This window comes from uncultured Desulfovibrio sp., assembly GCF_944327235.1.
Classification (GTDB): domain Bacteria; phylum Desulfobacterota; class Desulfovibrionia; order Desulfovibrionales; family Desulfovibrionaceae; genus Desulfovibrio.
The window spans coordinates 1-12856 of sequence record NZ_CALVHE010000028.1 but is presented as its reverse complement, the minus strand read 5'-3'; the positions used below and the strand labels follow the sequence as shown (position 1 = coordinate 12856).

The following is a 12856-nucleotide window of genomic DNA, read 5'->3' as shown; positions in this document are numbered from 1 at the left end:
CTAGTCTTCCAGCAGTTTGTCAAAAATTTCCACAAGATCCTTATGTTCCACAAGACCGGAACCCACCAGCACCACATCCCCTTTCTTGTCGATAAAGACGTTGAAAGGGATGCTGCTGATGCCGAAGGCGCGCGTGATGCTGTTGTCGGCCATGTAGACAGGGTATTTCACTCCCAGCTTCTGCAGGAAGCCGGGAACGGCGCCCTTGTCCTCATCCACGGACAGGCCGATGATCGCCACCCCCTTATCGGCATATTTTTCGTGCACTTTTACCAGATCAGGGATCTCCATCCGGCAGGGCGGGCACCAGGTGGCAAAAAAGTTCAGCATGATGGCCTTGCCCTTGTTTGCCGCGATCACCTCGTCCAGGCCCTTCCGATCAAGGGACTCGAGGGAGGCCGCGGACGCCAGCGCCGGCAGCAGCAAGACAAGCAGGAGCGCAAGAGACAGTCTTTTCATTATGCATTACACCTGACTGATGAATTTTTTCGCCGCACGCACGGAACTGACGGCGTCTTCGCAATAGGCGTCCGCCCCGATGGCGTCCGCAAAGGCCTGAGTCACCGCCGCACCGCCCACCATGACCTTGATGGGCAGCTGACGTTCACGGATCAGTCGGATGGTATCTTCCATCCTGACCATGGTGGTGGTCATCAATGCCGACAGCCCGATAATATGCGCCTTGTGTTCCAAAGCGCAAGCCACAATGGTCTCGGCCGGCACATCTTTTCCGGCATCGATGACGTCAAATCCGTGATTGCCCAGCAGCAGGGCCACGATGTTCTTGCCGATATCGTGGATATCCCCCTCCACCGTCGCTACCACGATGACAGGGCGCTCTTCCGGGCCGCGACTTTTTTCAAGCAAAGGTTTAAGTTCAGCAAAAGCCGTCTGCATGGTCTCGGCCGAGCGTATGAGCTGCGGCAGGAAGTATTCCCGCCGTTCATAACGGTTGCCGACTTCCGTGATGGCCGGGATGAGCACCTCATTGACCAGCGCAAAGGGCTGAGCTCCTTTTTCAAGTTCTGCCCGAAGAAGCGGCAGCACGTTTTCCTTGTCGCCCTGGAGCACGGCCTCACCCACCGTAGCCGCTCGAGCCGCCGCGGGCACGGTGCCCGCCGTATTGGGCGCAGCCGCTTTCCACTGGGCATAGCGGGGGATGAAGACTGCCGCGTGGGCGTCATGTCCGCCCAGCACATTAAGGGCATCAAAAGCTTCATGCAAGCGCGCTGCCGAAGGATTGGCGATGCAGGAACTCAGCCCCGCCCCCGCCCCCATGCAAAGGAAAGAGGCATTGAGCAGATCTCGGGCGGGCAACCCGAAAGACAGATTGGAAAGGCCCAGCGTGGTAGGCAAGCCCTGTTCCCGACACCAGCGGATCATGTCCAGACAGGCCAGTGCCCCCTCCGGCTTGGAAGAAACGGCCAAGGCCAAGATATCCACCAGCATGAGACGGCGGGGGATGCGCAGGGCTTCGGCCTCACGCAGCAGTTTTTCCAGAATGGCGATACGCTCGGCTGCGCTGACGGGCAATTCCGCCCCCTTGAGCGGCAGCAGGATGAAGGGCGCCCCGAAATCCCGACACAACGGGCCGAGCTTCTCCATGCGTCCGCTCTCCCCGCTTACAGAATTGACCAGGCAGGATCCCGGACAGTACGGCAACGCGGCGGCGATGGCGTCGGCATTGGAGGAATCGAGCGAAAGCGGAGCCGAAACGCGCTCCACAAGGCAGCGGGTCAGCTCCGGCAACAGTTTGCCCTCATCCACAAGGGATGCCCCCACGTTGACGTCCAGCACCTGCGCCCCGGCCGCTATCTGCTCGTCGGCAAAACGGAAAGCTTCGTCAAAGCGACCTTCCTGCAGTTGGGCGGTAAGCACCTTCTTGCCCGTGGGATTGATGCGCTCGCCAATGATGACAAAGGGGGCATCGGGCGCAAAGCGCACCAGCTGCGAGCGGCTGGTCAGGCACATGCCCGACGAGGCGACGACTGAAGGGGACGACGTGAGTTCCACCCTGTCGAGCGCCTGTCGCAGTGCCGCCAGATGCCGTGGCGTCGTGCCGCAGCATCCGCCAAGGACCCGCGCCCCCTCAGCGGCGAAGCGGGCCGTCTTTTCGGCGAATTCCTCCGGCCCCAGCGGAAAGACCGTCACGCCATCACGCAGCTCCGGCAGACCGGCATTGGGCTCGACCATGACCGGGCAGGCGCAAACGTCCAGAAGTTCACGCACCACGGGCGCCATCTGATCCGGACCGAGACTGCAGTTCGTCCCCACCACATCCACGCCGAGGTTCTGCATGGTCTCGGCAAAGATGGTCGGACTGGAACCTGTGAGGCTCACCCCCTGCTCGAAGGTCATGGAGACCATGACCGGCAGGTCGCACACCTGACGCGCAGCCACCACGGCGGCACGGGCTTCGGCCAGATCGAACTGCGTCTCCACCAGCAAAAGATCACAGCCGCCGGCCACCAGCCCACGGATCTGCGCGGCAAAGGCGGCGATCAGGTCGGCAGGTTCCACATCACCGAGCGGACGGGCAAAATGCCCTGACGGCCCCACGTTCCCGGCCACGAAAACACGGCGCGAGCTGCGGGACGCCGCGGCTCTGGCCGCCTCAACCATGCGGCGGCTGAAATCGAAGACATCCAGACCGGCGGGCAGCTTGTAAGGATTGCCGCCAAAGGTGCAGGCCGTGATGATATCCACGCCCACATCCACGTAGGCGGTATGGATATCCTGCAGGATGTCCGGGCGCTGCATACAAAATTCCTCCGGGCTGACGCCAAGCGGCAATCCGGCGGCCTGGAGCATGGTCCCCATGGCTCCATCAAGCATGAGCGGGCGTTTTTCCAAGAGTCTGTCCAGGAACGGCGATGCTGACATAGCAAATCCTTTCTGTGCTGCGCTGCAAAAATTCATATCTTCCGGGCCATTTCCCCGGACAAGTTTTTATTACTGAAAAACATTGAAAAGGACAAACCAAAACTATAGGATTGGTTCCCCGGGGAGAAGTCCCCCCTTTCTGCAACGCCCCAACATCCAAGACACCCACATGGCAGACAAGGCCGAAAAAGACGCCGGTTCTCCCGAAGCAAACCGGCCGGACGTGGAAATCCTCCCCCCGCCAGACAAAAAAACGCGCAGCATCCCTGCGACCCTGCCACGACAGGCGGGCAATCCTGTCTCTGAGGCGAGCGACAGGGAAGACGATGAAAGCGAGCTCGTTCCGGAACTGGACGAACCGGATCACGACGATCTGGACGCCGACGCTCTGGATGTGGATGCCTACGAGGGGGATCCTCTCTTTCTGACCGAAGCCCCGCATGATGACGATGCCCTGCCCGCGCCGTCCGAGTCGCGCCTGCCCGTGCAGGCGGGCAACAAGGACAGCCTGCACCTCTATCTGCGGGAGATCAGCCGCTTTCCCCTTCTCAAACCCGACGAGGAGCATGAGCTTGCTCTTCGGGTTCGGGATCATAATGACCCTGATGCCGCTTTCCGGCTGGTATCCTCCCACCTGCGGCTCGTGGTGCGCATCGCCATGGACTTCCAGCGCCGCTGGATGCAGAACGTGCTCGATCTCGTGCAGGAGGGCAACGTGGGCCTCATGCGTGCGGTCAACAAGTTCGACCCGGACAAGGGCATCAAGTTCTCCTATTACGCCTCGTTCTGGATCAAGGCCTATATCCTCAAGTTCATCATGGACAACTGGCGCATGGTGAAGATCGGCACCACGCAGGTGCAGCGCAAGCTGTTCTACAACCTGAACCGTGAACGCCAGAAACTCATCGCCCAGGGCTTTGATCCTGACGCGGCCATGCTGTCCGAGCGCCTCGGCGTCAGCGAGGAACAGATCAACGAAATGGACCAGCGGCTTGCCGCCGGCGACCTGTCGCTGAACGCCCAGGTGGGGGACGAACCCGGTGGAGCCACCCGCATGGATTTCCTGCCCGCGCTCGGCCCCGGCATCGAAGATGATCTGGCCAGCGCTGAGATGGCCGACATCCTGCGGGACAAGATCAAGACCCTCCTGCCGAAACTCAATGACAAGGAGCTGTATATCCTGCAGAATCGCCTTCTCACGGACGATCCCGTCACCTTGCGTGAGATCGGCGAACGGTATAACGTGACGCGCGAACGCGTTCGCCAGCTGGAAGCGCGTCTGCTGGAAAAAATCCGTCGGCACATTGCGGGCGACGTCAAAGACTTTTCAGACGAATGGATCCAATCCTAGATGAAACGCGGTAACTCTCCGATGAAATGCGGCCATTCTCTCCTGCTGTGCGCCGCGCTGATGGGCGGCATGGCTCCCTTTGCCCTGCTCGGCTGCGGCGGTTGCGCCAATCAGAACAACACGCCCGCTTCCGAGCGCACGCTCGCCAGCGTGGAAACGCAGCCGCCGGCCACGACCCTTTCGGCCGAGGCGCAGGATACCTACGCGTATCTTGTCCTCATGCAACTTATGGGCAGCGGTGAGGACACGCTCCGCGAGGAGGATCTTCGCGAAGCGATCAGCCTCCTCAAGGGGAGCCATTTGCCGTCCAGCGCCTGGCTGGACGGGGCTGTCTGGCTGCTCGGACGGCACTCCGAGCTGGTCGTCCCCTTTCTTGAGGACGCGCTGAGTGTCCACCCTGACGATCTTTCGCTCACCATGCTCTATGCCGAGACCCTGTCCGACCGCAAAATGACGCAAAAGGCCATCGGCATCATGCAGAGCTATATCGCCCGCCACCCCGCCGAAGCCGACGCCCAGGTGGAGCTGGCCCTGCTGCTGGTCAAGGATGGCCGCTTCGACGAGGCTGACGCCCTGCTCAACTCCCTGCCGGAAAAAGCCCGTACGCCGCTGGTGGACTACAGTCATGCGCGAGCCCTTTCCGGCATGGGGCGCAAGGATGAGGCCATCGTCAAGCTGAATCGAGCCATCAAGGAGATGCCCGAATTTGTGGAAGCGCTGGCCGAGCTGGCCTTCCTCCACGAGCAGCGCGGCGAATGGAAGGAAGCCCGCGCCGTTTATGAACGGCTTGCCGGGATGAACTTCTCTCCTGAAGAAGTGACGCTGCGGCTCATCAATATCTCCCTCCAGCTCAATCAGCCGGACAGGGCGCTCAAATACATGCAGGACGGCCCGGATACTCTGGCCTTCAAGCTCACCGTAGCGCGCATGTTCATGGATTCCCGGCATTATCTTCAGGCCGAAAGCCTGCTGCGGCAGGTGGCGGACGATCCCGCCGCGCCGCCGGAAGTCTTTCTGCTGCTGGCGGATCTGGCCTATCAGCAACGGCGGGACGTCTCCCAGGCGCTGGGCTGGCTCAACCGCGTCCCGGCTGAAGGAAATGCCGCGCCTCGCGGCGCGCTCCTGCGCGTGCAGATCATCGCGGAATCGGGCAAGAATGAAGACGCCCTGCGCCTCGTGCAGGAAGGCCGCCGCCATTATGCGGACATGCCCGAATTCTACTCGCTCGAGGCCCGAATCCTCGTCCGGCTGGAACGCAAGCAGGAAGCTCTGGCCATCATCCGCGAAGGTTTGAAGACATGGCCCGCCGATGAGGATCTGTCCTTCCTGCTGGGCAGCCTGCTGGACGACATGGGCGACAGGGACGGCGCACTTGCAGCCATGGAAAACCTGCTGGCCAATCATCCCGGCAATGCGCAGGCGCTCAATTACGTCGGCTATTCTCTGGCCGAGCGCGGCCGCGATCTGGATCGTGCCATCGGCCTGCTGCGCAAGGCCGACAGCCTGTCCCCCAATCAATCCTACATCATCGACTCTCTTGCCTGGGCCCTCTACAAGGCCGGGCAGCTCCCCGAAGCGCTGGAGCAGATCCGGCGGGCTGTGCGCACGGGCGAAGTCATCGACCCCGCCATCTGGGAGCATTACGGCGACATCGCCGCGGCCATGAATTTGCGGGAGGAAGCCCGCACCGCCTACCAGAAGGCCCTTGAATACAAACCCGCCAATGCCGATGTCCTGCGGCAACGTCTGTCAGCGCTATGAAAAAACGTATCGCCTCACGTCTCGTCGTCCTTTGCCTGCTCACCATCCTGACGGCCTGCGCCGGCAAGGGGACGGATCAGCTGCCGCCCCCGGAAAGCCCTGCCGCTGCCGAGCGCAGCGAACATCTCTGGCAGGCCCTTGTCCGACAGAGCGACCGGCATCCTCCCTCCCCCTACCGCCTGGGTCTGAGCCTGCGCTTCGGCACCGAAGGCGATACCCGACGGGTCACGGCCCTTTTCTGGGGGAATGACGACAGCCATCTGCGGCTTGACGTCATGGCCGGGGTGGGCGCCGTCATTGCCAATATCGTTGAAGCGGACACGCGCTTCCTCATCTACAGCCCCCGTGAAAATGTCGCCTATTTCCATGAAGGCCGCACCAAACCGCTGATCAAGGTCGGCGTGCCCGTCCCGCTGGCGCTGGCCGATCTTTCCGCCCTGCTCAACGGACGTTTCCTGCGGGCATTCGGCGAAGGCCATACCCCTGTGGCCGCGGCGTCGCCCGATACGGCAGCCTTTGCTCTGGAAAAGCGTTTCGGCGGCGTGCTGACGCTGGATGAACAAGGACTCCCCGTGCGCTGGACGGAAAACGGCGACAAGGGCTGGATCATGGAGATCCGCTACGATGAGCAGAACCTGCCCCGCCGGCTGGATCTGACGCATACCAACGGACAAAAGGCCATCGTGCTCGTCAAACAGCGCGACACGGTACAACGCCCCTTTACCGAGGAACAGCTCGGTCTTGCCCTGCCGGAAGACACGCCTCTGCTGCCGCTCTCGCGGTATCGGGCCCCGGCAGAAGGAACTTCCGCCCCGTAAGGAGACAGAATGGAAACCATCCATCTTGCCTGTGACCATGCCGGTCTCGAACTGAAGGAAACGCTGAAAACCGCACTGGAAGCCCGTGGTTTCCATATCTGCGATCATGGCACGAACAGCCGGGAAAGCTGCGATTATCCGCAGTATGCCCATGCGCTCTGTACTGCCGTGGAGACGGAGAACGGACGCGGCATCCTCATCTGCGGCACAGGCATCGGCATGTCCATTGCCGCCAACCGCCATCCGGGCATCCGCGCGGCCCTTTGCACCACAGAGCTCCATGCCCGCTTCACCCGTATGCACAACGATGCCAATGTCCTCTGTCTCGGCGCGCGGGTGACCGGCGTAGAGCTGGCCCTTGCCATCATGAACGTCTTTCTGGATACCGATTTTGAAGGCGGCCGCCATCAGCGCCGTATCGATCAGCTCAACCCGCAGTCCGCAAGGTAGCCACCATGCAGCTCTATAATACGCTTACCCGTAAAAAAGAAACCTTCACACCTCTGCGTCCCGGCAAGGTACATATGTATGTCTGCGGCATCACCGCCTATGACTATTGCCATATCGGCCATGCCCGCTCGGCCATCGTCTTTGACCTGCTGGTCCGCCATATGCGTGCGCAGGGACTGGACGTGACCTTTGTCCGCAATTTCACGGACGTGGACGACAAGATCATCCGCCGTGCCAATGAGGAGGGACGGGACTGGAAGGAAGTGGCCGAAACATACGTCCGCGCCTTCCATGAGGATATGGACCGCCTCAATGTCCTGCGCGCCGACCACGAGCCGCGCGCCACGGACTACATCCCGCAGATGCAGGATATCTGCACCAGCCTTATCGAGCAGGGCAAGGCCTACGCCACCCCTTCCGGCGATGTTTATTTTCGCGTGCGCGCCTATCCGCCTTACGGCAAGCTCTCCGGTCGCAGTCTGGATGACCTGCAGGCCGGGGCGCGTGTGGCTCCCGGCGAAGAGAAGGAAGACCCGCTGGACTTTGCCCTCTGGAAAGCCGCCAAGCCCGGCGAACCCTTCTGGGAAAGCCCCTGGGGCAAGGGGCGGCCCGGCTGGCATATCGAATGTTCGGCCATGAGCAAGCCCTACCTGCCGCTGGATATCCACGGCGGCGGGCAGGATCTTGTCTTCCCGCATCACGAAAATGAGATCGCGCAGACGGAAGCCTCCTGCGGCTGCGAGCTGGCCCGCTTCTGGGTACATAATGGCTTCGTGCAGATCAATGCCGAAAAGATGTCCAAGTCGCTGGGCAACTTCAAGACCATCCGCGATATCCTGGACGGCTACCTGCCGGAAACGCTGCGGTTCTTCCTGCTGGGCAAGCAGTACCGAAGCCCCATCGACTTCAGCCCCGAAGCCATGGACGAGGCCGAACGCGCCCTGCAGCGCATCTACGAATGCCTGCGCGAAGTTCATGCGGCACGTGAACGTGCCAACTGGAAGAAGACCGCCCTACCCGCCGACCTGCTCTCGGAATGGCAGCAGCTTGCCCCGTCCGTGACGGCCGCCCTGGATGACGATCTGAACAGCGCACAGGCCTTCGGCCATATCTTCACCCAGATCCGTCTTGTCAACCGCCTGCTGGAAGACAAGACGCTGCGCGCCGGCGAAGGAGCGCGGGATCTGTTCGAGGACTTCCTGGCCCGCGTGCGTGACTGGAATGCTCGCCTCGGCCTGTTCGGTCAGGATCCCGCCGTCTTCCTGACGGCCATGCGGGATCAAAAGGCCCGGCGCAAGAATCTGGATACGGCTCAGGTGGAAGAGCTCATGGCCCGGCGCGCCGAAGCCCGCCGTAACAAGGACTTCACCCTTTCCGACAGCCTGCGGGACGAACTGGCCGCCCTTGGCGTGCTGGTACGGGATACCCCGCAGGGTCAGCAGTGGGATCTCGCCTGAAGCACGCTTCCCTCTTCAACCATTACCTGAAAGGAGGGTCCATGCGAACCGTCATATCCCGCTGTGGACAGGGACTTCGGATGGCCCTCCTCGTCCTTTTGATGTGGCAACTTGCCGTCGGACAGGCCCATGCCTTCTTTTTCGGAGGGGTCTCCCTCAAGGACGAAAAGAAGATGGGGCAAAAGTTCGACACCATGATCCGCTCCAATCTGCCGCTGGTACAGGATCCGGAAGTCAGTCATTATGTGGAAGGCCTTGTGACCCGTCTGGTCAAGGCCATCCCGCCCCAGCCCTTCACCTTTCGCTCCGGCGTCATCCTGCACCCGCAGCTCAACGCCTTTGCCGTTCCCGGCGGCTACGTCTATGTATTCACGGGCCTCATCATGAACCTCACCAGCGAGAGCGAGCTGGCAGGCGTGCTGTCGCATGAGCTGGCCCACGTCACGCAGCGCCATGTGGCTTCACGGCTGGAAAGGGCCCAGGTGGTCAGCATTGCCTCCCTGCTGCTGGCGGTGGCCGGCATCGCTGCCGGTGGTTCCGGCGGCGGGGCGCTGGCCGTGGGCGCTCTGGGTGCCGGACAGTCGGCCATGCTCAATTACAGCCGTATAGACGAGAACGAGGCCGACCACATCGGCCTGCAGTACCTCACGGCTGCCGGTTATCCCCCGGCGGGCATGGCGGGAGGCTTCAAGGTCCTGCGCCAAAAAAGCTGGATGAGCGGCGCCAGCGTCCCGGCCTATCTTTCCACTCACCCGGACATCGGTGACCGCATCAACGGCATCATGGCACGGGTCACAGGCATGAAGGCGAGCGTGCGCGATCGCCGCGTGGACAACAGCCGTTTCCTGCGGGTGCAGACCCTGCTCTGGGGGCGCTACGGCGATGAACAGGTCGCTCTGCAACGTTTCAGCGGCAAGAGCGCTCTGTCCCTCATGGGGCGGGGAATGGTCTACGCTCGTCGCAACGACGTGGTGCAGGCCGCCAAGAGCTTTGACGCCGCCGTGGCCGCCGCTCCCGCGGATCCGCTTGTACTGCGGGAGGCCGGAGCCTTCCATTACCGCAAGGGAGATATGAACAAGGCCGAGCCCCTACTGACCCGCGCCATGCAACTTGACCCGCGGGACTATATGGCCAGTTTCTTTTATGCCCGCCTGCTCGATGAGACCGGAAGAGCCGCTCAGGCGGATCGCTACTACAAGGATGTCCTGCGACAGGTGCCCGAGGAAGCCGATGTCCACGAGGCCTACGCCCGCTCGCTGGGGCGCTCCGGCCGGACAGGCGCCGCCTATGTGCACATGGCCTACAGCGCCATTTACGCCAATCGCCGCAAGCAGGCCAAACGTTATGTGGAAGAAGCTCGGGCCAAGGCCCGCAGCGCTGCCGACGCTCCTCTGCTCAAGCGTCTGGAAGACGTATACAAAGAACGCAAGGAAATGTGGGAAGACGATTGATGGAAACACATGCCACCACCATACTGGCAGTCCGCAAGGACGGGATCGTGGCCATGGCCGGAGACGGTCAGGTGACGCTGGGCCAGAACATGATCATGAAGCACTCGGCACGCAAGCTGCGCCGTCTGCATGACGGCAAGGTGCTGGCCGGTTTTGCCGGAGCTACGGCGGACGCCTTCACGCTCTTTGAACTCTTTGAGGCCAAGCTCAAGGAATTTCGCGGCAACCTTGTCCGTGCCGCCGTGGAGATGACCAAGGAATGGCGCAAGGACAAGTACCTGCACAAGCTGGAAGCCATGCTGCTGCTGGCCGACAGCGAACACATACTGCTGCTCTCCGGCACGGGCGACGTCATCGAACCGGATGACGACGTGGCGGCCATCGGCAGCGGCGGCCCTTACGCGCTTTCGGCGGCGCGTGCCCTGCTCCGACACAGCGACCTGACGGCAACGGACATCGTTCAGGAAGCCATGCGCATCGCGTCGGAGATCTGCGTCTACACCAATGACCACTTCTCGGTGGAAAGTCTCTGATGTCCGCTCACGCCCCGCTGCCGCCGACCGTCGAGAACAGCGCCTCGCCCTTGCGCCTGTCGGCAGGCTGCAAGGTCAATCTCGGCCTGCGCATCACCCGCATCCGCCCGGACGGCTATCATGAGCTGGACTCGCTTTTCCTGCCGCTGTCCGCGCCGAGCGACCTGCTGGAGCTGAACGTCATGCCCGATGCCGCGCCCGGCATTACCGTCATCTGCGACGCCGGCATCCTCGATCCGACCGATAATACGCTCACCAAAGCATATAAAGCCTATTGTCAGGCCAGTACCCTGCCGCCGCCCGCGCTGCGGATACGGCTGCACAAGGGCATCCCCTCGGGAGCGGGCCTTGGCGGCGGCAGCAGCGACGCGGCCGCCCTCCTGCGCTGGCTCGATACGACCAGCCCCGCGCCGCTTGCGCCGGAAGCCCTTGCCCGCGTGGCGCTGCGCGTGGGCGCCGATGTTCCCTTTTTTCTGCAAGGCGGCGCCTGTCGCGTACGGGGGATCGGCGAGATCCTCGAACCGGCTTCCGTGGAGCTGCCCGGAACCAGTCTTATTCTCGTCTGCCCGGAAGAACGCATCAGCACCCCGTGGGCCTACCGGGCCTATGATGCGCTGGCAGCAACGAAAGTACGGGACGCGGACAGCGGGGACTTGACAAATGGCGCGATGCAGGCTAAAGGAACAGCTCTCTCGACCATGCCGGACATAAGCACAGCAGCGACGTTCTGTTTTCGCCGCCGCCATGCTCTTGCCATGCGTAATGATTTGGAAGAAGCCGTTGCGCGGGAATATCCGGTCATCAACACCGTCAGGCAATCCCTGACGCGTTACGGGGCATGGGCTGTTGTCATGAGCGGCAGCGGCTCTGCGGTTGTCGGCCTCATCGCCGCCGAACGGGCAGAACAGGCCCGCGCCGCACTGACGGGAGACGGCTGGCGCACATATGTGCAGACGCTCTGATACTTGCTGGGATGTCGCCAAGTGGTAAGGCAACGGGTTTTGGCTCCGTCACGCGAAGGTTCGAACCCTTCCATCCCAGCCACATAACCCCTACGGCGCAAAGGCACGCAGATGATGTTCAGCGATCTGAAGATTGTCACAGGTTCGTCCAATCCCGATCTGGCCAAAGCCATTTGCAACCATCTTGGCTGCCAGCTTACCCCTACCCTTGCCACGACCTTCAGCGATGGCGAGCTGCGCATCGAGATCGGGGACAATGTGCGCGGCGACGACGTTTTTGTGGTGCAGCCCACCTGTCCGCCGAGCGTCAACCGCAATTTCATGCAGCTCTGCCTCATGCTGGATGCCCTCAAGCGCGCCAGTGCCGGACGCATCACCGCCGTCATCCCCTATTACGCCTATGCCCGACAGGACCGCAAGGTCAGCCCTCGCGCTCCCATCAGCGCCAAAATGGTCGCGGATTTCATCAGTACGGCCGGTGCCGAACGAGTCGTGACCATCGACCTGCACGCCGGTCAGATCCAGGGATTTTTCGATTGTCCGGTGGACAATCTTTTTGCCACGCCCGTCATGATGGATCCCCTGCGCAAATACAGCGAGAATGACGACATCGTCATCGTCTCGCCCGACGCGGGCGGCGTGGAGCGCGCCCGGTCCTACGCCAAACGGCTCAACGCCCCGCTGGCCATCGTGGACAAGCGTCGCGACAAGCCCAATCAGGCGCAGGCCATGCATGTCATCGGTGAAGTGGAAGGCAAGGTGGCCATCGTGGTCGACGATATGATCGACACCGCCGGGACGTTGTGCGCCGGCGCGGAAGTGCTGCTCAAGTACGGCGCTTCCCGCATCATCGCCTGCGCCACCCATCCTGTGCTGTCCGGTCCCGCCATCGAGCGCATCAACAACACCGCCGCGCTGGACCGTGTCATCGTGACGGACACCATCCCGCTGGGCGACAAGCTGGCCGCCTGTCCCAAGCTGGAAGTCGTTTCCGTAGCGGCCCTTCTGGGCAAAACCATCCACAACATCCATACCGGTTCCTCGGTAAGCGTGTTGTTCGTCTAGTGAATTACGGGAGCCCTTGCCCCGTTTCATAAAAAATACGAGTGTTTTCCGCCTCGCAGCGGTAGACAGTGAAGGAGAAGACAATGAGCATTGAAAAGACGTTGAGCGTGCAGAAACGTGAAGAC

At 62.0% G+C, this 12856-nt stretch carries 11 protein-coding genes and 1 tRNA gene; 10 read left to right on the top strand and 2 right to left on the bottom strand.

From position 1 onward, the window contains the following. Together Q0K00_RS05885 and Q0K00_RS05880 are read right to left on the bottom strand one after the other, a co-directional pair. Positions 1 to 459, bottom strand: a complete 459-nt coding sequence (locus Q0K00_RS05885) for a TlpA disulfide reductase family protein (RefSeq protein WP_297228038.1) — start codon at positions 457 to 459, stop codon at positions 1 to 3. A 6-nt stretch (positions 460 to 465) separates the two neighbouring features. Further along, a complete protein-coding gene (locus tag Q0K00_RS05880) occupies positions 466 to 2883 on the bottom strand; it encodes a homocysteine S-methyltransferase family protein (protein ID WP_297228037.1) in 2418 nt (805 codons plus the stop codon). A 169-nt stretch (positions 2884 to 3052) separates the two neighbouring features. Between Q0K00_RS05880 and Q0K00_RS05875 the strand changes: the two genes are divergently transcribed. The 10 genes from Q0K00_RS05875 (at position 3053) to Q0K00_RS05830 (ending at position 12731) form a co-directional block, all read left to right on the top strand. Continuing rightward, positions 3053 to 4234, top strand: a complete 1182-nt coding sequence (locus tag Q0K00_RS05875; protein ID WP_297228036.1) for an RNA polymerase sigma factor RpoD/SigA — start codon at positions 3053 to 3055, stop codon at positions 4232 to 4234. Between the two features lie 21 nt (positions 4235 to 4255). Beyond that, complete coding sequence (locus Q0K00_RS05870; protein WP_297228035.1) at positions 4256 to 5995, top strand: tetratricopeptide repeat protein; 1740 nt, start codon at positions 4256 to 4258, stop codon at positions 5993 to 5995. Continuing rightward, positions 5992 to 6813 (top strand): hypothetical protein, encoded by an 822-nt coding sequence (locus tag Q0K00_RS05865; protein ID WP_297228034.1) that lies wholly within the window; start codon positions 5992 to 5994, stop codon positions 6811 to 6813. Before Q0K00_RS05870 ends, Q0K00_RS05865 begins: the two co-directional genes overlap by 4 nt. A gap of 9 nt (positions 6814 to 6822) precedes the next feature. Further along, positions 6823 to 7263, top strand: coding sequence for a ribose 5-phosphate isomerase B (rpiB, locus tag Q0K00_RS05860; RefSeq protein ID WP_297228033.1), 441 nt, complete (start codon positions 6823 to 6825; stop codon positions 7261 to 7263). A gap of 5 nt (positions 7264 to 7268) precedes the next feature. After that, on the top strand, positions 7269 to 8720 hold the full coding sequence (gene cysS, locus Q0K00_RS05855; protein ID WP_297228032.1) for a cysteine--tRNA ligase: 1452 nt from the start codon (positions 7269 to 7271) through the stop codon (positions 8718 to 8720). A gap of 41 nt (positions 8721 to 8761) precedes the next feature. Next, positions 8762 to 10171: a M48 family metallopeptidase gene (locus Q0K00_RS05850; RefSeq protein ID WP_297228031.1), complete on the top strand. Its 1410-nt coding sequence runs from the start codon at positions 8762 to 8764 to the stop codon at positions 10169 to 10171. Then, complete coding sequence (hslV, locus tag Q0K00_RS05845; RefSeq protein ID WP_297228030.1) at positions 10171 to 10704, top strand: ATP-dependent protease subunit HslV; 534 nt, start codon at positions 10171 to 10173, stop codon at positions 10702 to 10704. The genes Q0K00_RS05850 and hslV overlap by 1 nt, the downstream gene beginning before the upstream one ends. Further along, the gene (ispE, locus tag Q0K00_RS05840; protein WP_297228029.1) at positions 10704 to 11666 is read left to right on the top strand and encodes a 4-(cytidine 5'-diphospho)-2-C-methyl-D-erythritol kinase; all 963 of its coding nucleotides are present in this window, start codon (positions 10704 to 10706) and stop codon (positions 11664 to 11666) included. Before hslV ends, ispE begins: the two co-directional genes overlap by 1 nt. 7 nt (positions 11667 to 11673) lie before the next feature. Continuing rightward, positions 11674 to 11748: transfer RNA gene (locus Q0K00_RS05835), tRNA-Gln, on the top strand. Positions 11749 to 11780: 32 nt separating this feature from the next. Then, entirely contained in the window at positions 11781 to 12731 is a 951-nt protein-coding gene (locus Q0K00_RS05830) for a ribose-phosphate pyrophosphokinase (protein ID WP_297228051.1), read from the top strand. Positions 12732 to 12856: the final 125 nt, after the last annotated feature.

What these genes read in the sequence shown, in the direction of transcription:
- Q0K00_RS05885 (WP_297228038.1), bottom strand. Translation starts at nt 459, where the DNA reads ATGAAAAGACTGTCTCTTGCGCTCCTGCTTGTCTTGCTGCTGCCGGCG.
- Q0K00_RS05880 (WP_297228037.1), bottom strand. Translation starts at nt 2,883, where the DNA reads ATGTCAGCATCGCCGTTCCTGGACAGACTCTTGGAAAAACGCCCGCTC.
- Q0K00_RS05875 (WP_297228036.1), top strand. Translation starts at nt 3,053, where the DNA reads ATGGCAGACAAGGCCGAAAAAGACGCCGGTTCTCCCGAAGCAAACCGG.
- Q0K00_RS05870 (WP_297228035.1), top strand. Translation starts at nt 4,256, where the DNA reads ATGAAATGCGGCCATTCTCTCCTGCTGTGCGCCGCGCTGATGGGCGGC.
- Q0K00_RS05865 (WP_297228034.1), top strand. Translation starts at nt 5,992, where the DNA reads ATGAAAAAACGTATCGCCTCACGTCTCGTCGTCCTTTGCCTGCTCACC.
- rpiB (WP_297228033.1), top strand. Translation starts at nt 6,823, where the DNA reads ATGGAAACCATCCATCTTGCCTGTGACCATGCCGGTCTCGAACTGAAG.
- cysS (WP_297228032.1), top strand. Translation starts at nt 7,269, where the DNA reads ATGCAGCTCTATAATACGCTTACCCGTAAAAAAGAAACCTTCACACCT.
- Q0K00_RS05850 (WP_297228031.1), top strand. Translation starts at nt 8,762, where the DNA reads ATGCGAACCGTCATATCCCGCTGTGGACAGGGACTTCGGATGGCCCTC.
- hslV (WP_297228030.1), top strand. Translation starts at nt 10,171, where the DNA reads ATGGAAACACATGCCACCACCATACTGGCAGTCCGCAAGGACGGGATC.
- ispE (WP_297228029.1), top strand. Translation starts at nt 10,704, where the DNA reads ATGTCCGCTCACGCCCCGCTGCCGCCGACCGTCGAGAACAGCGCCTCG.
- Q0K00_RS05830 (WP_297228051.1), top strand. Translation starts at nt 11,781, where the DNA reads ATGTTCAGCGATCTGAAGATTGTCACAGGTTCGTCCAATCCCGATCTG.